We start from the raw sequence: 23436 nt of genomic DNA, 5'->3' as shown, positions 1-23436 counted from the left end.
AAAGTGAAAAAATAGCTATGAGAAATCGCGATTATAGCTTATTTCAGAGGTAGGTTATGCAAATGACGTAAATAGCTAATGTATTCAGGCTATACAATAGCAAAAAGCCTGCTTAAGTTTCCTTAAGCAGGCTTCTCTAAATTTTGGCTCCTCCAGCTGGACTCGAACCAGCGACATACGGATTAACAGTCCGCCGTTCTACCGACTGAACTATGGAGGAACTCCTTGGTACGCAGAGGATATTAGCTTTCTCTTACTGTATTGTCAAAGGAGAATAGCGAAAAAATGTTTGTTTGCCTGTTATCTGTGCGAACTGTGGGAAGTTTGATCGAAAATAGGGTAGTGTTGATTAATCAAGGCCATACACTAACAAAAAGACGGTTACAAATTTAAGTCAATGGGAGGTATATGATTTCAAATTTAGTGGTTAACCGTAGCTAACCACTGAGTAATGGGTGGATGTAACTTACCGAAAATATCTACAGCGGAATAACGAGAACCGGTTGGGCGATGTCATCGAGTAAACTGCGAGTCACTGAGGTACTAAGCCAGCGTCCAAGTGAAGAAAGATGACGATGAGAGATAATTAATAACTCACAGTTATATTTTTCCATTTTTTTGGGAATGGTATCGATAGGAGTACCTGCAGCGAGTAGTCCTTGGGCTTTAAATCCCATGCTATTTAAGGCGTTTGTGACCTCTTTTAATTGTTTCTGTGCCAAAGCTTCTTCATTTTGCGCGGCAGGGTATTCATCCCACTCATCACTCTCTTTAGTTAATCCAGTGCGGCTTAGTGCAAAGGTATTATCAACAACAGTTAATACAATCACATTGCTGACACAGCCAGTCATTCGTTGCATAAAACTAAGCGCATTACTGCTATTCTCAAAGCTGTCGACTGCTAACAACACATTATTAATCATGATTATTTCCTGATGGGCGAGCTAAATAGCGCCTTTAAAGTTAGATTCCCCTTTTTTCCAATACCCTTTGGCAAACAGCGAGGTTTTGGGGATCATCCGTTCATTGATAAAGTGATTTTTAAGATAAGCAGCGGCTTGTTGTTCACAAGCGAGCCAAATTTGACCCGGTTCAGCGGGAAGCGCGTAGCGACTGACTGCTTTAACAAGTAGGTTGTTCATGACATTTTCGTAATGGCGTTCACGTACTTGCCAGCTATTGACTATCAAATGTGGATAATCAAGGCATTGAATTTCTTGTTTATCACCCACTTCAGCAAACCAAAAAACAGGAATCGGCCGAGTTAAAGAGGCTAAAATAGAGCGCATTGCAGGAATGGCAGTTTCATCTCCAAGCAGTAGTAACCAGTTAGCGTCCGTTAGCGGTTTAAATCCTCCAGAACAGGGGCCTGCAAAGCCCAGTTTATCGCCAACCAATGCCTTTTCCGCCCAACATGATGCAGGGCCTTCACCATGTAAAACCATATCAATATCTATTGTACGGTTGGTTTTATTAATTTCACTGATGGTGTAAGCGCGGCCTGCTAGGTTATCTTTCCATGGAAAGAACACTTTTATCCAACAAGCGGGCTCATAGGCACGTAAATCATCTAAAAATTTATCAACATCTTCACCGCATAATGTAATGCGGCGCAGGTATTTGGTTGGTTTCTGTACAGCACTAACCGTAGCTTCACGTTTACGCTTGGTATCTTTTTCCAATATGTCACCAACAATTTTATTCATTGTGTTGTGCATAAGAATGCTCCTGCTGCATATTTGATGGATAAGTTTGCTCCCAGCCGCCTCCAAGGGCTCGATACAAATTCACGACGGCAAGTGCAGTTTCTTCTTGGGAAGCAATTTGAGCCGATTGCAAATCTAATAAGGCTCGTTGTGTACTCAGTACATGTATAAAATCGCTAGCGCCATTGAGATAGCTATCTCGTGCCAGTGAGAATGCGTGTTGGTTGGCGCTTACAGCAGCGGCAAGGTGGGATTGCCTAATTTGTTGAGTTTGGTAATTCGAAAGTGCATCATCAATTTCATGCCAAGCACGTAATACAGTTTGTTGGTAAGTGATGGCCATTTCTTGTTGACGATACTCACTGAATTTGACTTGTTGTGTGATTTTTCCACCATTAAAAAGGGGTAAATAAAGTGAAGGGCCAATCGAAAAGGAACGTGCTGACCAGTTGCCCATATCTGACAGGGAAAGCACTTGGTAGCCAGCATTACCGGTAAGTGTAATTCGTGGATAATAATCCGCTTTTGCAACGCCAATTTCTGCGGTTGCTTGGTGTAATCGCTGTTCAGCTTCGCGAATATCAGGCCTACGCAATGCTAATTCAGAAGGAAGCCCCATTGGTACTGAGCCTGTTAAATGCGGTAGCGATTTGGTCGCTGCAAGTTCAGCTTTAAGCGCTCCGGGCTGTTCACTAAGTAATAGGCTCAGCGCATTATTCAAGCGGTTTTCTCTATCATTTAAAACAGGCAACAAAGCTTTTACTTGGTCTAATTGAACTTGAGCTTGTTCTACATCTAATTGATTACCCGAACCATTTTGCAACCTCACTTTAGTTAACTGTAACGTTTTTAGGGCTGTTGCATGGTTCTCTTTTGCAACAATGATTTGTTGCTGTGTCGCTCGTAAGCGCAGGTAATTAGTGGCAATTTCTGCGGCGATAGATGTGAATAAAGCACGACGGTTTTCCTCGGAAGCGGCAAAATTAGCTTGCGCACTTTCAGAGGAGCGACGTAATTTCCCCCACAGATCAATTTCCCAGATAGCACTAAACCCGCTTCGCCAGTTATTGAAATCAGCTTCGCCTTTTTTACCGGAGGGGTCACGTTGACGTTGATAAGCGCTATCAAAGTTTAAATCAGGTGCTAATGCTGAGTCTGTGATACCCAATAAAGCGCGACTTTGTTGTATGCGTGAAGTTGCTAGTTGAAGGTTTAAGTTACTAGTTGTTGCACGTTGTACTAACTGGGTCAGTTGTGGATCACCAAAGATAGCCCACCACTCGGTGGGCAACGTTGCGGAGTTTTGCGTTGCTCCCCAGTTGCCTGGAAGTGAGGCTTGCGGTGGAGCAAAATCTGGCCCAACGGCATGGCAGCCTGTGAGTGCTAACAAAACCAATGCGATCACAGTTTTGTTCATCAGCGGCTCCCATCATGTGTATTAATGGTGACATCTGCAGACATACCCACACGTAGCGCATTCATCATCACCGCATGGTCGGCGTTGCTATCAAAAATAATTTTCACGGGTATGCGTTGTACAATTTTAGTAAAATTACCCGTTGCATTTTCCGGGGCTATGGGTGAGAAACTCACACCAGACGCGGGAGCAATACTATCGACATAGCCTTTTAATATTTGCCCTGGGAAAGTGTCGATACTAATATCAACGACTTGGCCATGAGTAATATTTTCCAGTTGAGTTTCTTGATAATTCGCGATGATGTAGAGCTTGTTTTGGGGAACAATAGCCATTAAAGCATCGCCTGGCTTAACAAACTCACCGACGCGCAAACTTTTTTTACCAATTACGCCACCAATGGGTGCAGTAATACGGGTGTAAGAAAGGTTAAGCTCAGCCATCGCTTTTTTAGCTTGAGCTAATGTCAATTCAGCATTGCTATCGGCCTGTTTTGCTTCTAAAACTTGCAACATATTTTTGGCTGCTTTTAATGATGCTTCGGCTTGTGCAACACTTGCTGTCATTGTTTGTACACGTGTAGTTGCTTGTTGTGCCGCTTGTTGTGAGCCTGCGCCAGTATTTGCCATTTTGTGGTAGCGAGTTTTTTCTTGGTACGCAAATTGGAGTTCTGCTTTTGCAGATTGCAGTTGGGCTTCTGCCGCAGCGATTAAGGCCTGTTGACGCGTTAAATTGGCTTTTGCATCATCTTGTCGTGCGCGAGCAGATTGCTCTTGCGCAGCAGCCTGAGAAAGTGCAACTGTAAATTCTCTGGGATCAATGACTGCTAATAATTCACCTTCTTTAACCCATTGGTTATCTTGCACAAGGACTTCGGTCACCACACCTGAAATTTGTGGTGATATACGTGAAATATCCGCTCGGATATAAGCATCATTGGTATTTTGAGCAGTTTTTTTAATGGCGAATTTATTAATTAATAAACCTCCCATTAAAACAACAATAGCGATGATAGCTAGAGCGACATTTTTATTAATTTTTAATTTGATCTTACTCATTCTAATTTCCTGATAATCAATAACTAAGCAGCGGCAACAGACCGCGGTGGGTAAATACGAGTTGGCATCACTAAAATCAGCCCGGTTAATAACAGTGCTAAACCAGAAACCAACAGATATAGGTCAGAGCTAGCTAAAACATGTCCTTGGCTTGAGGCGAGTTTTGTGAGCTCGCCGATAGAATTCGTCGCAGTATCGCGATAGGTGCTGCCGTAACTGTCAGTAATTACGCCGGAATGAAAATCACCTCGCTGGCGGCTTAATAGGGCAATAGCTCCCCCTGCAGCGGTTGCTGCAAATCCTTTAACCGCATTAAACCAAGCAGCAGCAAATGGACCATCAGTGGGCAATAATCCGCCCGTTGCCATCATCAATAGCGGAATAACGGCCATGGGTTGTGCAACAGCTTGTAAGAGAGAAATCATTCTAAAGTTGTCACCATTCCAATCTGGGGTCAGTTGTGATGCGAGAACACAAGCTGTCGCCATCAAAAGTAAACTAATGGCGAGCACCCAACGGCAATCAACTTTGGGGGTATTACAAATAATGGCTATGATAGGGAGCGTGATGAGTTGTGGGAGTGATACCCATAACATCATGTCGGAGGTTTGTTCTAAGCGATACCCTTGAATAGCCGATAAATAGCTAGAGGTAATATTCACCAAAGAAACCATAATCAACAGCACACCACCAAGGGTGATTAATGAAAACGACAGGTTCCGTTTGCCAAGTAACTGTAAATTGAAAAAGGGTAATGGGTGATACCACTCGTTTATTAAAAACAGGGCTAATAAACCAAGCCCACCCATTAATAAAACATAAATCAGTGATGAATTTAGCCAATCAAGGCGTTCTCCTTGAGAAATACCCACGGTGAGCATGGCAAGTGCACTTCCCCCTAGAAGTAAACCTCGCCAGTTAAACTGTTTGAGTCGTTCTAAGCGTAAAGGGTCTTGTGGCAAACCAAAGCCAATGCAGATGGTAGCTATCGCCATTAGCGGTAAGTTCCAATAAAAATATCCACTCCATCCCCAGTGAAAGGCAAAAGCGGCTGCAGTGGCACCAAAAGTAGCACTCCATGCAGAAACCCAGCCATAAGCTCCTAAACCTAATACTTTAATCAGTGGAGGCATAAAACGTAGCACTACCGTCATTAACATCGGTGGGAGAGCTCCGCCTGAAAAGCCCTGTAAACTACGTATTGTCAATAGAAGGGTATAATGATCTCCTAGCCATGGTGTAATTAACCCTCCAACCAGATATATAGAGCACATAACAAGTGCAACACGGCGTAAAGAGAATGTCGGCCAAAAGCAAGGAGTAAACCCCGAACCAATTACAAAACCGGTTACATAACAAGTAATTAACCAACTGCCAGTATCGATATTTAATGCCATTGCGCCCTGAATATCGCCTAGGGCGAATTTACTGGCGTTTTCTCCCACGCCACTCGCCATTACTGCTAAAAAAACACCAAATAGACCCATCCATGTGCGACCACTGATTTCACTCGCACTGGCTATCCATTTGTTTTTTTTAGGTTGTGTGATAGACGCATCAACCATTTCAAACTCCTGCTATTTAAAAATTTGTTCTGTCATTTTTCAGCAGTAGTATCTAAACTTTATTTAATTGTTTAAAATGAAATGATGTAATTAAATTATTGCATAAAACGCAATCCACTAATAAGGAGGACTGCAAAGGGGCGAGGAGGAAAAATGCCACAAAAAATCGATTTCAATTTGATTTATGCGTTGAATTTATTATTGGAGGAAGGAAGTGTCGGAGGAGCAGCTGAAAAAATGAACCTGAGTGCTCCTGCCATGAGCCGAATTCTAGGGCGAATTCGTGAGCAATTTAATGATCCGATTTTAGTCAGGGCAGGGCGTAAATTAGTACCAACTCCCAGAGCATTAGAATTAAAAGAACAACTTAGCCATATTATTGCTCAAGCAGAAGCGTTAATTAATCCTGATGAATTATTCAATCCAAAAACATTAGAAAGAACATTTGTTATTCGCGCGAATGATATTTTTATTGGTGCTTTAGGCGGCGGATTATTAGAAAAACTCAGGGAATTAGCCCCTCGAAGTAGTTTAATTTTTATTGCGGAAAGTGATACTGAAGATGATTCCTTACGTAGCGGTAAAGTTGATTTGGTTATTGGTTCTTCTCGAGATTGGCATCCTGAAATTAAGGCTCAAAGCTTATTTACCAGCACCTTTCAGGCGTTGGTTCGCCCTGAGCACCCGATAATTGGGCAAGTGACACCTGAAAGTTTAACGCATTACCCGCATATCAGTGTATCGCGACGGGGGCGTACATTGGGGCCAATTGATGACGCATTACGTGACCTTCAATTGCAGCGTAATGTTGTGTTGACTTTACCGAGCTTTCATTCTGCAATGATGCTAACGATGAACTCTGATTATATTTTGCCGCTCCCTCGCCATGTACTGCAAGGGGTAAAGAGTGTTAATTTGCCGTTAATTGAAATTGAACTTCCTTTGGAATTGGAATCTATATTTATCGTGCAAGCATGGCATCCAAGGTTGGACAGAGATCCTGCACATCAATGGTTACGCCAGACAATTAAACAATTTTTTCTAGAGAAAGAGTAGCTATTCATTCTATGGTGCGGGTCTTTGTGGTTGCTTAGTCAGTAGCTGAATATTCAGAAGCGTAATTTTCAGGTAGATAGCAAAAAGCCCGCATTAAGCGGGCTTTTTAAATTTGGCTCCTCCAGCTGGACTTGAACCAGCGACATACGGATTAACAGTCCGCCGTTCTACCGACTGAACTATGGAGGAATTGCTTTGTTCCTGAGAACGAGGCGCATATTACCCATCCTGTTCACTGTTGTAAAGTATAAAAACGAAAAAAATAGCCAAGTGGGTGTTAAGTAATCGATTTGATGATTATCTACCCCAATAAGAGGTGTCGTTGTCTATATTATGTGGCTTATAGGGGAAGGGGAAGCTAGGGAAACTGATAATAGAGATGAGTAATATGTGAGTAATGAGGTATATCAAACAGATAGCAAAAAGCCCGCATTAAGCGGGCTTTTTAAATTTGGCTCCTCCAGCTGGACTTGAACCAGCGACATACGGATTAACAGTCCGCCGTTCTACCGACTGAACTATGGAGGAATTGCTTGTTCCTGAGAACGAGGCGAATATTAACGATATCATCTCAGGCTGTCAATCATAAAAACAGAAAAAATATCTAACTGCTCATTCACTGCACATTATGACGAAGTTTTGCTCTAGTTAATTGATATTGAATTAATTTTGAGCTGCAAGTGTACCAGGTAATTGCGTAGAAACTTCAGGATAAGCGACATGATAGATATCATAAAATGATATCATTCCTTTTAATGCAATTAAACGCGATATTTCTTGCTTTATTGCAGAGCTAACATCTTGTGAATCAATGATTTTACTTATCGCATTATCAGAAACGGGTTCGGTAACAAACCATTCTCCGTTATAACAAACGCGTAAATCTAATACACCAATATCTTCAAAATGATAGACAGGCTTAATGTCAAAAAGTAGCACACTTGCTAGTACAATAAAGAGAATGGTGATACCCAGTGCCCAATAAGGGCCAAAATAAGGGGCATACCAAAGAATAATAGCTAGGGGGACGTAAGCTGCAACCATGCCAACACATAAATAAGGGTGGTTGGCGAGAAACTGGCTATTAAAGTAAGGTTTCCCATCTCGGTTTTCACGTTTATTGATGGTATCCAAGTCTTCGACGAGTATTTGTTTGATAATATCCATGTGTATAACTCTCTGTCAGATATCTATACTAGGAGGGTATCACGAGCTGTTGAGATTGTTATATATCAGTTAAAAAAAATATTTACACAGATTGTCATTGTATCAGATAATTCTTACTGACATTTATTGAGTTGTTGGCTTTTTAAATTAAAGTTTTCTTTAAACTATCAACTAAATGCAGCATTTTTGTTAACGTTATAGTCGATAAAAGTGACGCAATCGAAAAAACGACATATTTTTGAAGTTTGCCCGTATAAAATAGTTGCTATTATCTTTAAGTCATGAGTTAATGAGTATCGGCCTGTTTAGCAGTCCTATTTGATGTATGATTACTGAGTTAGTGTGTTCTAAAGAAGAAAGTTATCACAGATAGCCTTTGACCGTGACGCTGCATCTTGGTGTTTCCCTGATTAAATAGTTGACTCTGGCCCGTATATGCCAAAAGGCAAGTTTTTTTGATGTTATATAGGAAAAGTCAAATGTCCGACAAAATGAAAGGTCAAGTTAAGTGGTTCAACGAGTCTAAAGGCTTCGGTTTCATCACTCCAGCTGATGGTAGCAAAGACGTTTTCGTCCACTTCTCTGCCATTCAGGGCAATGGTTTCAAAACTCTGGCTGAAGGTCAGCAAGTTGAATTCACCATTGAAAACGGTGCAAAAGGTCCAGCAGCTGCTAACGTAACTGCTATCTAAGCTAATTGCTCAACTGATTTTCTAAAGCCCGTCATTTTTAATGACGGGCTTTTTCGTATGCGCTACATTTATGGTTAATATATTTTGTTGGAAAAGATTGCTATGAAAATTAATGACCGTGTTTATGTAAAAACAGACGGGGAAGAGCGTCGAGAAGGCACTATTTTACTTATCGAGCCCTTTAATGAAGGAGTAATGTATTTAATCGCATTACCTGATTACCCTGAAGGTATTTGGTTTTTTAATGAAAAAGAGGGTGATGAAGGGATTTTTGTTACGCCAATTGAAAGATAAGTTTCAAGTTAATGAACACTTTGTTCTTTACTTAATAATTTTCCCCACTTATACTCCTTCCATCTTTTACTTAGGAGATTATTACTTGGACAGTCAGAGTTGGAATAAAAACTTAATTTAATGGCAAGCCAGTAATCATCTTTTCTTTTAACTGCTTGCCACAATGGCGGGCGGTGTCTGATGTTTCCTCATCATACTACTCCCTTATAATTGTATTTAATTAGATAGCATATTATAGCTGTATTGAGTGTGTATCATGTTGGTCTATATTTATTCTCTATTTCCTCCAGGCAATAGCTAATGGTTTTTGAGTAATTTATTTTACTCAAAATATATGGCTATATGCTTTTTATTAGGCATATAAATCATTATCCAAGTTATTTTTGGAGGGATTATCATGCTTTTTTCCCCTGATATTTTAAATTTACTGTCTGCTATGTGTTTTGGTGCATTAATCGGTGCTGAGCGCCAGTGGCGTCAACGAATGGCGGGCTTGAGAACCAATGCACTGGTTGCAACAGGTGCTGCAGTGTTTATTTTAAGTTCTGTAACAACATCTCCTGATAGCCCTGGGCGTATTGCTGCCCAAGTGGTGTCTGGAATCGGTTTTCTCGGGGCGGGTGTGATTATGCGTGAAGGCATGAACATTCGAGGTCTCAATACTGCGGCAACGCTTTGGTGTTCTGCGGGGATCGGTGTTTTATGTGGATTAGGGCAATATTCTTTAGCATTGATGGCGACGTTATTAATTTTATGCGCCAACATCTTATTAAGAGAAGCAGCTTCACGAATTAATAAACAGCCACAGCAGCAAGCGCTTGATGTCGAACAGCGTTATAAAATCCGTGTAATGTGCCATCAAACGGATGAAATTTTAGTAAGAACACTTATTTTACAAGCAATTAACGGGTTGCATATTCGGTTGCAATCGTTAAGTAGTGCCGACACATTAAAGCCTGAACAGTTGGAAGTGTGTGCTGAATTCCTTGCAACCCCCGCGGAGCAAAAGGAAATTGAAGCATTGGTATGCAGAATAAGTCTTGAGCAAAGTGTTAGTGCTATCAATTGGAAAGTCGCATCAGAGCTACCTGCCTGATGATTTTAAATTAACTCACTATAGGAGCCGAAATGGACGACCACCCTCCGTCATGGAGTCGTAAGCTGGAGCTATCTAACTGATAATAAGCTAATTTTATTTCAGTTGGATAGCGTTAAAATCACGAGTGTTGTATTCGAGACAACGTTATGACTGAAATAAGAGAACCGCGTAAAAGCGTCAAAGCGGCTGCACGCCAAAAATATATTGTTGGCGAACAAGCGAGTAAAAATATTGAGCAAGTGCTCAATGAATATCAAACAAATCTATTAGGCTTATCTGAGAATGAGGCGATGGATCGCCTAGTGACCGAAGGAGAGAATGAAGTTGCTCATGAAAAAGCCCCTCCAGCATGGAAGCAACTACTCACTTCCTTTAAAAATCCATTTATATTCGTACTGATTATATTAGCAGTTGTTAGTTTTTTTACGGATTATGTTATTCCCGAACGTCAAGGTGAAGAAACAGACTTAACCGGGGTGATTATCATTGTCACTATGGTTTTACTGAGTGGATTTTTGCGTTTTTGGCAAGAATATCGTACCAATAAGGCTGCGGAAGCATTGAAATCCTTAGTTCGAACGACAGCTACGGTATTTCGCCGCGACAATAAAACGGGGCGTTCAGTTCGAAAAGAGGTGCCGATTAAATGCTTAGTACCAGGGGATATTGTGTTGTTATCCGCAGGGGATATGGTTCCTGCGGATTTAAAGCTAGTCGAATCAAGAGATTTGTTTATCAGCCAAGCGATTCTAACAGGGGAGTCCATACCCGTTGAAAAATATGACACATTGGGTGACGTTTCAGCCAAAAGTTTAGATCCCGTATCGCCAACAGAAAATGAATTATTAGAGATTTCAAATATTTGTTTAATGGGAACCAATGTTACCAGCGGTACAGCACGTGGAATTGTGGTGGCAACTGGTGGAAAAACCTATTTAGGTTCGTTGGCTAAATCCATTGTGGGGAGCCGTGCGCAAACATCATTTGATCGTGGTGTGAATAGCGTAAGTTGGTTATTGATTCGCTTTATGTTAGTCATGGTACCAATTGTCTTACTTATCAATGGGTTTACAAAAGGTGATTGGTTCGAAGCAACATTATTCTCACTGGCGGTTGCTGTGGGGTTAACGCCCGAAATGTTACCGATGATTGTTAGCTCCAATTTAGCCAAAGGTGCAATTGCCATGTCAAAACACAAGGTAATTGTCAAAAGATTAAATGCTATCCAAAACTTTGGTGCAATGGATGTGCTGTGTACGGATAAAACGGGAACTTTAACGCAAGATCGTATTATTTTAGAACATTATTTAGATAGTAATGGGCAGAAAAATAGTAAAATCTTGCAACTGGCTTGGCTAAATAGCTTCCATCAAAGTGGCGCTAAAAACATGATGGATCAGGCAATTATTCGTCGTGGTAGAGGGAACAGTGAAGTTGAGCAGTTAAAAGGATTTCAAAAAATTGATGAATTACCCTTTGATTTTATTCGGCGCAAATTGTCAGTGACAGTACGAACACCAGAAGGCGAAGCTCTACTTATTTGTAAAGGCGCCGCTGAGGAAATGTTAGCTGTTTGCCAAAGCTATCAACAAGATGGTGAGCTTCATTTACTTGATAACCAAGCAAGAGCAACAATTACTGAGCTAGTGAGTGACTATAACAGACAAGGATTTCGTGTATTGTTACTCGCAACTCGTCGTTTGAATGATGCAGAAGCCAGCTTACCGCTTTCAACTCAAGCTGAGCATCAGTTAGAACTACAAGGCATTTTAACTTTTCTTGACCCAGCAAAAGAAAGCGCAATTTCAGCCATTGCAGCGCTACGTGAAAATGGTGTTACGGTGAAGGTGTTGACGGGTGATAATGCGATTATTACCGAAAAAATTTGTCATGATGTTGGTCTAAATATCAGTGAAATCATGACTGGTCTGGAAATTGAAGCTTTGACGGACGAAGAGCTCAGTCAGAAAGTTGAGCAGGTTTCAGTTTTTTGTAAATTAACACCTTTGCAAAAATCCCGTATTTTAAAGCGGTTACAAGCAAATGGGCATACAGTTGGCTTTCTTGGTGATGGAATCAACGACGCACCGGCGTTACGTGATGCTGATGTGGGAATTTCAGTTGATACAGGGACGGACATTGCTAAGGAATCTGCGGATATCATCTTACTTGAAAAAGATTTAATGGTATTAGAGCAGGGGGTGATTAAAGGACGTGAAACTTTCGGCAATATTATTAAATACTTAAATATGACAGCGAGCTCTAACTTCGGTAACGTATTTTCTGTATTGATTGCCAGTGCATTTATTCCCTTTCTACCGATGTTAGCCATTCATTTGCTCGTTCAAAACTTGCTGTATGATATTTCCCAGCTTGCATTACCCTGGGATAAAATGGATAAAGAGTTTTTAAAACGGCCTCGTAAATGGGATGCAAAAAATATCGGCCGCTTTATGCTCTGGATTGGGCCAACGTCATCTATCTTTGATATTACGACTTTTGCGTTAATGTGGTACGTATTCCAAGCAAATAGTGTTGCTCACGAAGCATTGTTCCAATCAGGTTGGTTTGTGGAAGGATTACTCTCTCAGACGCTAGTTGTTCATATGTTAAGAACACAAAAAATACCCTTTATACAAAGCACAGCTGCACTACCTGTTATGTTAACGACAGGGTTAATTATGGCTCTCGGGCTATATATTCCATTTTCTTCATTTGGTGAAATGATAGGATTACAACCGTTGCCAATAGAATATTTTCCATGGCTAGCTCTGACATTAGTGAGCTATTGTGTTGTCGCTCAACTGATGAAGCAGTTTTATATTAAACGTTTTGGTACATGGCTATAATATATTGTTAAGTCAGGAAAAAGAAAAACCAAGGATGGTTCTTCTTTTCTGTGCGCAATAAAAAGAGCCACCAGTGTGGCTCTTGTTGATCTACAGAATAAAGAAGAATAGGGCTTATTGCAGGCCTAAAGCAGCTTTCATCTGTTTCATTGCATCAATACCTTGTTGGCAAGCTTTATCTTGCTGATCCTTAGGTAGTGCAGCAACTTGTTTTTTACCTTCTTCCAGCTGACCTTTCATTGCATCTAACTGAGTTTTTGCTTGCGGGTTTTCTGAAGCTTTAGCAATTAAGCTATCAACTTCAGCGAAGTAAGCGTTACAAGTTTCAGTTGCGCCAGCAACTTCGCCTTTTTTCTCTTCTTCTGAACAAGCAGTGATTGTCAGTGCCAATAAACCCATACCACAAGCTAAAATCAACTTTTTCATAATCAACCTTATTAAAATTATTTATTTATATAGCAAATTGAGTATATAAGAGATGTTTTTAATATCAAACGTGACAAATCCTAAAATAATATCTTAGCCAATTAATTAAGTTTTAATTTAATTAGGCTATCATATTTCATTTTAGGGTGTTTACATTACATAATTTCGTAATTATAGCTAAATTGTTTTTTATCATGTTGTTATGGAATAGCTTTGACTATTTTTCGCTTATCTAGAATGATTGATAGATGGATGAAGTGATTGAAGCTTGAGATAAGAAGTTAACGGTTTATTAGTAGAAGGAAAAATGGTTATCTAATCTAATAAACATATTTTTCGACGATAATTATGTTTCCACTAGCAAAATAGAATAATGCGTTATGCGTGAATTTACCTATATATGATTTTGAAATATTGTTATAACATTTTTTCATATACAATTAAAATTATTAAAAAATCGTTTATTTGTAACAAAATATTTACGGCTGAATGATAAAATTTTACTATGAAATATTTATAGAATTAATGCCTGTTCATTTAAGATGCAATTATAGATGTAAAAAGTGAGCTAGTTCACAAATTTAAGAAGAAAACCTTTGTATCGGTATAAGTTTGATTTTTAAATTAAATTTTCTTTGTACGAAGATGAAATTATCAGGTAGAGTCTGTGTTTTTAAGCGAACTAATGAGTAAATATCGCTTAACTTATGGTTAATGATAGGTGTACAGGGTTAACGACAATTAAGTTAATTTTGTTGACGCTAACTCAAATTCATACCAAAATTGACTCACCGTAGAAATTCGCCAAAGAGCGAGAGACGGGTTAGAATGTTTTTAACAAAGGGCGATACCTTTTCTTACTGTACATTTTTAGAATGATTAGTTCTCTAAAGGTAAAGTAAGAATATATGATATGGATTCACCATATCGCAATGCAACATAGCAAATAATATATTAATGCTATGGGCATACAATGTATGTAACCTGATTTATTTGGTTACAATTTTATATTTAGACTTACACACAGGGCTTTACCATTATGTCTGCTTCTATTGTAAAGAAACGGCCTCTGAGTCGTTACATCAAAGATTTTAAACACAGCCAAACTCATTGTGCACATTGTCACAAGACCCTTGATCGTATCTCTTTAGTTTTCAACGATGACATCTTAAATAAAGAAGCTATCGCTGATATGACTGAATTGGTTGATGAAGGTACTTGGGGGGAGCTGCAAGATAAATTTACTGCACTTTGTCGTTTTTGTAGTGAAATTTATTGCAATAGTAATACTGATTATTTTGATATTATGTCATTTAAACAGTATTTATTCTTACAGACTGAGATGAGCCATAGTACTGTTCGTGAATATGTTGTTCGTTTACGACGTTTAGATGAGCTGTTATCTTCCTCTAATTTTTCTATGAAAGAATTTACTGCAAGTAAAGTTCAAGAGGAATTAAGTGAAAAAATGACAGACTCTGCATTTAGTAATTACAATATTGCATTACGTAAATATGAACAATATTTATTCTGGGAATCAGAAAAGTGCAATAATTAGAACGACATACTGAAAATATGCATCGTTATTTTCATTGTTGTTTTTAAACAATGGTGTCCTCGTGGGCACCTTTTATGTTTCTAGCAGTAAATATATGAGATAGCACTTATCTGATAGGAACCGGGACTGTTATTCTTATGAGATAAGTGTATTTTTAAATAAACACATTGTGATGTATGGCCTGATCCTCATAAACTGCGAGGTCAGGCTTTTTGTTTATTACCCGATCGTCATTAAGCTAGCATTACCACCTGCAGCCGCGGTATTGACACTCAATGAGCGCTCATGAAGTAAGCGTTCAGTCAGCAGATTAGTTTCACCACGTTCAAAGCCCTGTACTGAAATAATAGGCCCTTTACGTTGTGCAACCGCCGCACAAACCTCTTTTAACTGATCGCTGTCACCATGGTAAATAACCCCTTCGATTGGCTCTTTAGACTCTATCCAGTTTTTAGTTAGCGATATGGTTTTTCGCACTTTTTCAGGCAGTGACTTAAATAGCTTCTGATGAAGTTCGCTATCTGGCCATAACACCTGACAACCCGCAGAAAGCACCGCTGTTAACTGCGTTAAACAATCATGTTCATTATCGCTAAGGCATAAAATCAAACCACGTGGGCGCAAGGTATAGGTATTCCTTTCTCCCGTTGGCCCAGGTAATACACGAGAGGTTCCTGTCTGACTATGGCGTGTAAATAGCTCAATAACGGAGGGGGAAATAACCGAATTTTGTTTTTCAGACCATTGAGTAAGTGCTTCAAATGGCTCGAGTAATACGGTTCGGGCACTGGCATCCATCGGTAAATGGCTATCTTGTCTCTCTAACGTGTTTGAAACCGCGTTATCTGGGCGTTCGCTTAATAAACGATAGAGGTATAGTGGCCCGCCTGCTTTAGGCCCAGTTCCAGATAAACCTTCACCACCAAAAGGTTGCACGCCAACAACGGCACCAACCATATTTCGGTTTACGTACAGATTACCTACTTTAGCTTTTGAAACAACTTGGTTGATAGTTTCATCTATACGAGTGTGAACACCAAGTGTCAGCCCATAACCCGCAGCGTTAATTTGTTCAACGAGTGCTTCTAGCTCATCTCGTTTAAAACGTACAACGTGCAGAACAGGGCCAAAGATCTCTTTTTTCAGCTCACTAATATCATCAAGTTCTATCAATGTCGGCTTAACATAGGTTCCTTCCATTTGTTCTTGTTGATCATCATGATTTTCAAATGCAGCTTGGAAGACGACTTTCCCTTTACTGCGCATTTTTTGAATATGTTGATCGATATTTTCTTTTGCTTCACTGTCAATCACCGGGCCAATATCGGTTGATAAATGTTCTGGATTCCCCATGCGGCACTCTTCCATTGCGCCTTTTAACATACGAATCGTTCTATCTGCGACATCTTCTTGGATGCATAGAATGCGCAGTGCTGAACAACGCTGACCTGCGCTATCAAATGCAGATGCGACAACATCAGTGACAACCTGTTCTGTTAATGCAGAAGAATCAACGATCATTGCATTTAATCCGCCCGTTTCTGCAATCAGCGGGGTTGGTCGGCCCTGTGCATCTAAGCGTCCAGCGATATTACGTTGAAGTAATCCTGCAACTTCAGTTGACCCCGTAAACATGACTCCACGAACACGGCTATCACCAACGAGTTGGGCGCCAATCGTTTCACCTTTACCTGGTAAAAATTGCAGTACATCGCGTGGAATACCCGCTTGATGCAAAATGGAAACCGCAATAGCACCGATTAATGGTGTTTGTTCCGCCGGCTTCGCGAGTACGGTATTACCTGCTGCGAGAGCAGCTGCAATTTGGCCTGAAAATATTGCTAACGGGAAGTTCCATGGACTAATACAGACCACAGGCCCTAAAGGGCGGTGCGTATTGTTATCAAAATCATTCTTGACTTGAGTTGCATAGTAATTAAGAAAATCTACCGCTTCCCTAACTTCCGCAATTGCATTGTTGTAGGTCTTACCAGCTTCACGCACTAAAATATCTAATAGCGGCTGTAACTGTTGTTCCATAAGATCAGCAGCTCGTAATAAGATAGCTGCTCGTTCAGAAGGCGGGGTTGCGAACCAGATAGTACCCGCATCGTTAGCGGTATTTAATGCATGTTCAGCTTCTTGTTCTGTTGTTTCACGAACATGGCCAACAATATCTTTATTACAGGCAGGGTTTATAATCGGTGTTGCTTCAGGTAACGTTTGTGAAGCTTGGAAATTCCCCCCTAGCAGTGGTTCTGCCATTTTTTGCTGCATACCTGCACTCAGTAGGGCACTTGATAAGGAAGCCAGTCGATGTTCGTTTGATAGGTCAAGCCCCATCGAATTCACACGTTCTTGACCGTATAAATCACGTGGTAACGGAATTTTTGGATGCGGTAAGCCAATTTGACCTTCAGTTTTAGACAGTTCTAAGACATCTTTAACTGGGTCAGCAACTAATTCATCTAGCGGAATAGTGGCATCAGCAATACGGTTTACAAATGAAGTATTTGCACCATTTTCTAATAATCGACGTACCAAATAGGCAAGTAGTGTCTCGTGAGTACCGACAGGTGCATAAATACGACAAGGGCGGTTTAGTTTGCCATCAGCGACTTTACCAACCACTTGTTCATAAAGTGGCTCACCCATTCCATGTAGACATTGGAATTCATATTGGCCCGGGTAGTAGTTTTTACCTGCAATTTGGTAGATAGCAGAGAGGGTATGTGCGTTGTGCGTTGCAAACTGCGGGTAAATTAAATTGGGAACCGACAACAGTTTTCGTGCACAGGCAATATAAGAAACGTCAGTATACACTTTACGCGTATAAACTGGGTAACCTTCTAGCCCATCCATTTGAGCACGCTTGATTTCACTGTCCCAATAGGCACCTTTTACCAGGCGGATCATTAAACGACGTTGGCTGCGTTCAGCTAAATTTATGATTGAGTCAATCACAAATGGGCAGCGTTTTTGATAGGCCTGAATTACAAAGCCAATTCCATTCCAACCCGCGAGCTGTGGTTCAAAACAGAGTTTTTCTAGTAAATCTAAAGAAATTTCTAAGCGATCGGCTTCTTCTGCGTCAATATTAATCCCTACATCGTATTGATGCGCTTGTAATACAAGGGATAATAGACGTGGATAAAGCTCTTCCATTACGCGGGAGTATTGTGCACGGCTATAACGTGGATGTAATGCAGATAGCTTAATTGAAATACCGGGGCCTTCATAAATACCGCGGCCATTTGATGCTTTACCAATCGCGTGGATAGCTTGTTGGTAAGACACCATGTAATCTTGTGCATCTTTTTCTGTTAATGCGGCTTCCCCCAGCATGTCGTAGGAATAGCGGAAGCCTTTATCTTCGAGTTTTCGTGCGTTAGCGAGCGCTTGGGAAATAGTTTCGCCAGTAACAAATTGCTCTCCCATAAGGCGCATTGCCATATCAACGCCTTTGCGTACCAGCGGTTCACCACTTTTACTAATGATGCGATTAAGTGAGGTTGAGAGTTTAGCTTCATTATGCGTAGAAACTAACTTACCTGTAAATAGCAGACCCCAAGTCGCGGCATTAACAAACATTGAGCTACTTTGGCCAAGGTGTGATTGCCAATTCCCATTACTAATCTTATCGCGGATGAGCGCATCTCGAGTTGCTTTATCTGGAATGCGCAATAAGGCCTCGGCGAGACACATTAATGCGACACCTTCTTGAGATGAAAGTGAAAATTCTTGAAGTAGACCTTGAACTAAGCCTGAGCGGCCGATGCCATTTTTTTGATTGCGTAGTTTTTCAGCTATTGAATAAGCTAATTTATGAGCGGCTTCAGCTTGTTCTGTAGGGAGCTGTGCTTGCTGTAACAACATTGGCACTGCTTGTGTTTCAGGGATTCGGTAAGCAGAAGTAATTGCAGAGCGTTTTACAGATTGTGGTAAAATGTGCTCTGCGAAATCTAAGAATGGTTGATAGTTAGATTCAACGGTGGTGTCTTCATCAGAAGTTTGATTTTCTTTTACATCGATACCCGGTGCGAGCTCTGGAAAAGCTTGGCCATTATCGAGTTGTTCTAGGTAATTATAAATAGCTTGTTTGATAAGCCAATGTGATGTTCGGTCAAGACGCTGAGCGGCATTTTTAATGCGTTCACGAGTTGCTTCATCAAGTCTCACACCCATAGTTGTAGTGCTACTCATCTTAATTCCTCTAGGTCACGAGTCATTTTAATCAAAAAGTTACACCACATTATCTTAATGTTGCAACTTTGTGCAACATTGTTACGTGTGATTTCTGAAAGAAATGTGAAACATATCGAATTTTTTGAGTTCTAATAATTTCAATTAAATAGATATTCATTTATTTTCTATGTTTTACATATGGTTATATTCAACCTCTTTAGGTAAGGCAGTTAAACATCTGATTGTGAATTTAAGTTTAAATTTTAACATTTGTGATATGGATTCTATTTATGCAATAAAAAATAGTTAATTTCTTGTTAATTTAATACGACTCTGTCTAGGATGTGGCAGTTAAGATATTAAGTTAGTGCAACACAAACAATCACAACCTATTTGGTGTTTGCGCAGATAAATTAAATATGTGCAATAAAGTGCAACACCATGAAGTTACAAGTTATCAGCGGTCACTTATAAAGATAACTAATAATATTAAAGCTACTCAATGGAGAAAACAGGATGACTGTAAGCACTCCGATGATCATTATGTTCGTCGTATACATTACTGGCATGTTATTAATTGGCTATATGGCCTATCGCTCAACGAAAAACTTTGACGATTATATTCTAGGTGGGAGAAGTTTAGGCAGTGTTGTAACCGCATTGTCTGCGGGTGCTTCAGATATGAGCGGTTGGTTACTCATGGGGTTACCGGGTGCGATTTTTTTGGCCGGGATTTCTGAAAGTTGGATTGCTATCGGTTTGAGTCTCGGTGCATATCTTAACTGGTTATTTGTTGCTGGGCGTTTACGTGTCCAAACAGAAAAAAATAATAATGCGTTAACATTGCCGGACTACTTTACTAGCCGTTTTGAAGATAACAGTAAGATTTTACGTATTATTTCTGCAGTTGTTATTTTAGTTTTCTTTACGATTTATTGTGCGTCAGGTGTGGTCGCAGGTGGCTTGTTATTTGAAAGCACATTTAATATGAGCTATGAGAAAGCGATGTGGTTAGGTGCACTCGCGACGATTGCTTACACGTTTTTAGGTGGCTTTTTAGCCGTGAGTTGGACCGATACTGTCCAAGCGTCATTAATGATCTTCGCATTGATTCTTACACCTATTGTTGTGATCCTTTCTTTAGGGGGAATAGATACCTCTATTGAAGTGATTAAAGCTAAGAACCCTGAATATCTTGATATGTTTAAAGACATGAATATTATCGCAATTCTGTCATTATTAGGTTGGGGATTAGGCTATTTTGGGCAACCTCACATTTTAGCACGTTTTATGGCAGCAGACTCTGCTCGTACTATTCGTTCTGCTCGACGTATTAGTATGACATGGATGGTGTTATGCCTAGGTGGAACGATTGCGGTTGGTTTCTTTGGTATCGCTTATTTTGAAAATAATCCGGCTTTAGCGGATTCGGTCATGCAAAATAATGAGCGTATATTTATGGAGTTAACGGGGCTTTTGTTTAATCCATGGATCGCTGGTATTTTATTATCAGCCATATTAGCCGCGGTAATGAGTACGTTAAGTTGCCAATTATTAGTTTGTGCGAGTGCGCTAACGGAAGATTTATATAAGCCTTTTATCCGTAAGAGTGCTAGCCAAAAAGAGTTAGTATGGGTCGGGCGTTTTATGGTGTTGTTGGTCGCTGCAATAGCCATTTACATTGCTCGTGATCCAAATAATAAAGTTTTGGCATTAGTGAGTAATGCATGGGCTGGTTTCGGTGCTGCATTTGGTCCTGTTGTTTTAATTTCTGTAATGTGGAAACGAATGACGCGTACGGGCGCACTCGCAGGAATGTTAGTTGGTGCAGTGACGGTACTCGTTTGGATCAAATACAAATGGTTTGATTTGTACGAAATCATCCCAGGTTTCTTATTCGCAACAATCGCTATTGTTGTTGTCAGCTTGATAACTAAAGCGCCAAGTGCAGCAGCGCAGGCTCGTTTTGATGAAGCTGAGGCAGAATATAAAGCAAGCTAATTGAGCCAGTTTATAAACTAAAAAGGCCGAGTAACGATACTGTTATTCGGCCTTTTTACTTATTTTTCATTAATGGTTCTTTTTGCGCTTAGCGAATTGGTAACCAATGAAGAGTAAAATAAACCAAACTGGTGTTGCTAGTAAGGCTTGTCTTGTATCGTGCTGAAATGCCAATAAAACAACCATAAAGGCAAAAAAGGCGAGGCTTAACCATGACATCACAATACCCGCAGGCATTTTATAATGGGATGCTTTATGCATCTCAGGGCGCTTTCTACGGAAATTTAAATAGCTATATAAAATCATGCTCCAAATAAACATGAAAAGAATCGCAGACACGGTTGTGACTAGTGTGAATGCATGCATGATATCAGGAATAAAATAGATCAGAACAATACCAAAACTGAGGCAGATACAGGTAAAAATTAACCCAGTAGCGGGTACGGCTTTTTTCGATAATTGGCTGAACTGCTTTGGTGCATCCCCCTCTTTTGAAAGCCCAAAAAGCATTCGGCTGGTGGAAAATACACCACTATTTGCAGAAGAAGCTGCAGAAGTTAAAACGACAAAGTTAACAATACTTGCTGCTGCAGGTAAGCTTATCAGGACAAACATTTCTACAAATGGGCTTTTATCGGCCAATATGGTTCGCCATGGGGTAACTGCCATAATCACAATTAAAGATAACACATAGAATGCAATGATCCGGATAGGAATTGCGTTGATAGCTTTCGGTAAAGATTTTTCTGGATCGCGTGTTTCAGCGGCTGCCGTTCCGACTAATTCAATCCCAACAAACGCAAAAATAGCAATTTGAAAGCCAGCAAAGAAGCCGCTGATCCCCATCGGGAACATTCCACCATCATTCCAGATGTTGCTTAAAGATGCCGTATGACCCGTAGGGGATTGGAAATTCATGGCAATTAATGTGCCACCTACTGCAATGAGAGCCACTATGGCAACAATCTTTATCATGGCGAACCAAAATTCGAGCTCACCGAAAAGCCTGACAGAAACGAGGTTGAGCGTTAATAAGGTGACTACGCAGATAAATGAGGTTACCCATTCAGGAAAATCAGGAACCCAAAAGCTCACATAGGCTGTTATGGCAATGATATCGGCAATACCTGTGATAACCCAGCAAAACCAGTATGTCCAACCGACAAAAAAGCCTGCCCATGGGCCGATAAGGTCAGCAGAAAAATCACTGAATGATTTGTAGTCCAGATTAGAAAGTAGCAGTTCACCCATTGCGCGCATCACAAAAAATAGCACAAAGCCAATTATCATATACACAAAGATAATTGATGGGCCTGCAAGTGAAATGGTTTTACCGGAACCCATAAATAAGCCTGTACCAATTGCGCCACCAATAGCAATAAGTTGTATATGGCGGTTACTAAGACTACGTTTTAGCTGATTACGATCAGCATTGGGTTGTGTTGATAGTGAATTCGCATTTTCTTCCATACTAAAGATGTCCGTAGTGGTTTGTGATAATTAGCCACAGTCTTTTTTATAATTTTGTGGTTATGTTTGCGTGAAATATTGTGACACAAATCTCAATTAGAATAAGGAAAAGTTATCTTGTTAGAAACGAAGTGATGTTTATTCAAGCGATAGTTCTCTTAAATTTTACATTCGTAACTTTAAATTAACTTAGATAATAAAAATAGCAGAATCATATTGACTGTAGCAATTGTTAGGCGTTAAATAATTTGTATCGGGTTGTTAGCTCAGTTGGCAGAGTAGGTGACTCTTAATCATTAGGTCGGGGGTTCGAGCCCCCCACAACCCACCAAAATTAAACTTTAATATCAGTATGATAAGCCACTTTATAGACGGTGGCTTTTTTGTGTCTAGTAGTCATTGTCCCTTTTTTGTCCCCTGAGATTTTTCACTACCATTGATTATTTTCGTGACATGTCACAACTATTTTTATTTTGTCTAAAGTATGTCACGCTAATTTCCCCAAATAATTTTCCAGTTCATTTCAGTTTTTCAATTCCTCTCAAGCCGCATGGTTGCTGGCTTTTTGAAATTATACGGTTGATATCGCGATCCAATAAAACTCACGTAAAATAGAAAATATTTATATATTTCATTGTGTTGTGATTTTTGCGCGATCCATCACGTGATCTAAAAACTGAAATCTATTGAAATTCTTCTCACACATTTCAGTTTGAGATTTTTGGCAACTATCTAGTATTGGCGCGGCTTGGCGATATGTTTTGTAGAATTTTAAAACTGAAATAATTTTTAGATCCAAATTGTGCAGGCGGGTGCGGTGTAGTGCGTTTTACGTGGTGTAATCTTTTCTTTCGTGGGCACTGTGACTCGCCAGCGCAATACAGTAAGTGCGA

At 40.1% G+C, this 23436-nt stretch carries 16 protein-coding genes and 4 tRNA genes; 8 read left to right on the top strand and 12 right to left on the bottom strand.

The window, feature by feature from the left end:
* Positions 1-144: 144 nt before the first annotated feature.
* From PSE60_RS09535 to PSE60_RS09510, 6 genes are all read right to left on the bottom strand, one after another.
* Positions 145-220: transfer RNA gene (locus PSE60_RS09535), tRNA-Asn, on the bottom strand.
* Positions 221-479: 259 nt separating this feature from the next.
* The gene (locus PSE60_RS09530; RefSeq protein ID WP_210840045.1) at positions 480-923 is read right to left on the bottom strand and encodes a universal stress protein; all 444 of its coding nucleotides are present in this window, start codon (positions 921-923) and stop codon (positions 480-482) included.
* 21 nt (positions 924-944) lie between these two features.
* On the bottom strand, positions 945-1718 hold the full coding sequence (locus PSE60_RS09525) for a siderophore-interacting protein (RefSeq protein ID WP_272665254.1): 774 nt from the start codon (positions 1716-1718) through the stop codon (positions 945-947).
* A complete protein-coding gene (locus PSE60_RS09520; protein WP_272665253.1) occupies positions 1699-3123 on the bottom strand; it encodes an efflux transporter outer membrane subunit in 1425 nt (474 codons plus the stop codon). Before PSE60_RS09520 ends, PSE60_RS09525 begins: the two co-directional genes overlap by 20 nt.
* Positions 3123-4181 (bottom strand): HlyD family secretion protein, encoded by a 1059-nt coding sequence (locus PSE60_RS09515; protein ID WP_272665252.1) that lies wholly within the window; start codon positions 4179-4181, stop codon positions 3123-3125. Before PSE60_RS09515 ends, PSE60_RS09520 begins: the two co-directional genes overlap by 1 nt.
* A 23-nt stretch (positions 4182-4204) precedes the next feature.
* A complete protein-coding gene (locus tag PSE60_RS09510; RefSeq protein ID WP_272665251.1) occupies positions 4205-5746 on the bottom strand; it encodes an MFS transporter in 1542 nt (513 codons plus the stop codon).
* A 153-nt stretch (positions 5747-5899) separates the two neighbouring features.
* Here PSE60_RS09510 and PSE60_RS09505 point away from each other — a divergent pair, with 153 nt between their 5' ends.
* Positions 5900-6802, top strand: a complete 903-nt coding sequence (locus PSE60_RS09505) for a LysR family transcriptional regulator (protein ID WP_210840050.1) — start codon at positions 5900-5902, stop codon at positions 6800-6802.
* Between the two features lie 113 nt (positions 6803-6915).
* Here the strand turns inward: PSE60_RS09505 and PSE60_RS09500 are convergent.
* The 3 genes from PSE60_RS09500 to PSE60_RS09490 all read right to left on the bottom strand — a co-directional run bounded on the left by PSE60_RS09500 (position 6916) and on the right by PSE60_RS09490 (position 7969).
* Positions 6916-6991: transfer RNA gene (locus PSE60_RS09500), tRNA-Asn, on the bottom strand.
* A gap of 263 nt (positions 6992-7254) precedes the next feature.
* Positions 7255-7330: transfer RNA gene (locus tag PSE60_RS09495), tRNA-Asn, on the bottom strand.
* Positions 7331-7465: 135 nt separating this feature from the next.
* On the bottom strand, positions 7466-7969 hold the full coding sequence (locus tag PSE60_RS09490) for a YlaC family protein (protein ID WP_272665250.1): 504 nt from the start codon (positions 7967-7969) through the stop codon (positions 7466-7468).
* Between the two features lie 479 nt (positions 7970-8448).
* Here PSE60_RS09490 and cspE point away from each other — a divergent pair, with 479 nt between their 5' ends.
* From cspE to mgtA, 4 genes are all read left to right on the top strand, one after another.
* On the top strand, positions 8449-8661 hold the full coding sequence (gene cspE, locus PSE60_RS09485; protein WP_004909801.1) for a transcription antiterminator/RNA stability regulator CspE: 213 nt from the start codon (positions 8449-8451) through the stop codon (positions 8659-8661).
* Between the two features lie 102 nt (positions 8662-8763).
* On the top strand, positions 8764-8955 hold the full coding sequence (gene dsrB / locus PSE60_RS09480; protein WP_210840052.1) for a protein DsrB: 192 nt from the start codon (positions 8764-8766) through the stop codon (positions 8953-8955).
* Between the two features lie 397 nt (positions 8956-9352).
* Complete coding sequence (locus tag PSE60_RS09475; RefSeq protein WP_004255789.1) at positions 9353-10051, top strand: MgtC family protein; 699 nt, start codon at positions 9353-9355, stop codon at positions 10049-10051.
* A gap of 149 nt (positions 10052-10200) precedes the next feature.
* Positions 10201-12903: a magnesium-translocating P-type ATPase gene (gene mgtA, locus PSE60_RS09470; RefSeq protein ID WP_272665249.1), complete on the top strand. Its 2703-nt coding sequence runs from the start codon at positions 10201-10203 to the stop codon at positions 12901-12903.
* A gap of 114 nt (positions 12904-13017) precedes the next feature.
* Here mgtA and PSE60_RS09465 read toward each other — a convergent pair whose 3' ends face one another.
* Complete coding sequence (locus PSE60_RS09465; RefSeq protein WP_004909809.1) at positions 13018-13329, bottom strand: DUF5339 domain-containing protein; 312 nt, start codon at positions 13327-13329, stop codon at positions 13018-13020.
* 1039 nt (positions 13330-14368) lie between these two features.
* Between PSE60_RS09465 and fliZ the strand changes: the two genes are divergently transcribed.
* On the top strand, positions 14369-14887 hold the full coding sequence (gene fliZ / locus PSE60_RS09460; protein ID WP_004255757.1) for a flagella biosynthesis regulatory protein FliZ: 519 nt from the start codon (positions 14369-14371) through the stop codon (positions 14885-14887).
* 219 nt (positions 14888-15106) lie between these two features.
* Here the strand turns inward: fliZ and putA are convergent, their stop codons facing one another.
* A complete protein-coding gene (putA, locus tag PSE60_RS09455; protein ID WP_272665248.1) occupies positions 15107-19090 on the bottom strand; it encodes a trifunctional transcriptional regulator/proline dehydrogenase/L-glutamate gamma-semialdehyde dehydrogenase in 3984 nt (1327 codons plus the stop codon).
* 498 nt (positions 19091-19588) lie between these two features.
* On the opposite strand from putA, the gene putP reads away from it, so the two are divergent.
* The gene (gene putP / locus PSE60_RS09450) at positions 19589-21073 is read left to right on the top strand and encodes a sodium/proline symporter PutP (RefSeq protein ID WP_210838621.1); all 1485 of its coding nucleotides are present in this window, start codon (positions 19589-19591) and stop codon (positions 21071-21073) included.
* 69 nt (positions 21074-21142) lie between these two features.
* Here the strand turns inward: putP and cycA are convergent, their stop codons facing one another.
* On the bottom strand, positions 21143-22543 hold the full coding sequence (gene cycA, locus PSE60_RS09445) for a D-serine/D-alanine/glycine transporter (protein ID WP_210838623.1): 1401 nt from the start codon (positions 22541-22543) through the stop codon (positions 21143-21145).
* A gap of 255 nt (positions 22544-22798) precedes the next feature.
* Here cycA and PSE60_RS09440 point away from each other — a divergent pair.
* A tRNA-Lys gene (locus tag PSE60_RS09440) sits at positions 22799-22874 on the top strand.
* The last annotated feature ends 562 nt before the right edge of the window (positions 22875-23436 follow it).

It is taken from the genome of Providencia sp. PROV174, from assembly GCF_028480685.1.
GTDB lineage: Bacteria > Pseudomonadota > Gammaproteobacteria > Enterobacterales > Enterobacteriaceae > Providencia > Providencia rettgeri.
Note: the sequence above shows the minus strand (reverse complement) of the source record. Positions and strands in the feature narration are given on the sequence as shown.

Excerpts from the sequence above, each read along its gene's own strand:
- PSE60_RS09475 (WP_004255789.1), top strand. The coding sequence starts at position 9,353 with ATGCTTTTTTCCCCTGATATTTTAAATTTACTGTCTGCTATGTGTTTT.
- PSE60_RS09520 (WP_272665253.1), bottom strand. The coding sequence starts at position 3,123 with ATGAACAAAACTGTGATCGCATTGGTTTTGTTAGCACTCACAGGCTGC.
- cspE (WP_004909801.1), top strand. The coding sequence starts at position 8,449 with ATGTCCGACAAAATGAAAGGTCAAGTTAAGTGGTTCAACGAGTCTAAA.
- dsrB (WP_210840052.1), top strand. The coding sequence starts at position 8,764 with ATGAAAATTAATGACCGTGTTTATGTAAAAACAGACGGGGAAGAGCGT.
- PSE60_RS09510 (WP_272665251.1), bottom strand. The coding sequence starts at position 5,746 with ATGGTTGATGCGTCTATCACACAACCTAAAAAAAACAAATGGATAGCC.
- PSE60_RS09515 (WP_272665252.1), bottom strand. The coding sequence starts at position 4,181 with ATGAGTAAGATCAAATTAAAAATTAATAAAAATGTCGCTCTAGCTATC.
- putP (WP_210838621.1), top strand. The coding sequence starts at position 19,589 with ATGACTGTAAGCACTCCGATGATCATTATGTTCGTCGTATACATTACT.
- cycA (WP_210838623.1), bottom strand. The coding sequence starts at position 22,543 with ATGGAAGAAAATGCGAATTCACTATCAACACAACCCAATGCTGATCGT.
- PSE60_RS09490 (WP_272665250.1), bottom strand. The coding sequence starts at position 7,969 with ATGGATATTATCAAACAAATACTCGTCGAAGACTTGGATACCATCAAT.
- mgtA (WP_272665249.1), top strand. The coding sequence starts at position 10,201 with ATGACTGAAATAAGAGAACCGCGTAAAAGCGTCAAAGCGGCTGCACGC.
- PSE60_RS09525 (WP_272665254.1), bottom strand. The coding sequence starts at position 1,718 with ATGCACAACACAATGAATAAAATTGTTGGTGACATATTGGAAAAAGAT.
- PSE60_RS09530 (WP_210840045.1), bottom strand. The coding sequence starts at position 923 with ATGATTAATAATGTGTTGTTAGCAGTCGACAGCTTTGAGAATAGCAGT.
- putA (WP_272665248.1), bottom strand. The coding sequence starts at position 19,090 with ATGAGTAGCACTACAACTATGGGTGTGAGACTTGATGAAGCAACTCGT.
- PSE60_RS09465 (WP_004909809.1), bottom strand. The coding sequence starts at position 13,329 with ATGAAAAAGTTGATTTTAGCTTGTGGTATGGGTTTATTGGCACTGACA.
- fliZ (WP_004255757.1), top strand. The coding sequence starts at position 14,369 with ATGTCTGCTTCTATTGTAAAGAAACGGCCTCTGAGTCGTTACATCAAA.
- PSE60_RS09505 (WP_210840050.1), top strand. The coding sequence starts at position 5,900 with ATGCCACAAAAAATCGATTTCAATTTGATTTATGCGTTGAATTTATTA.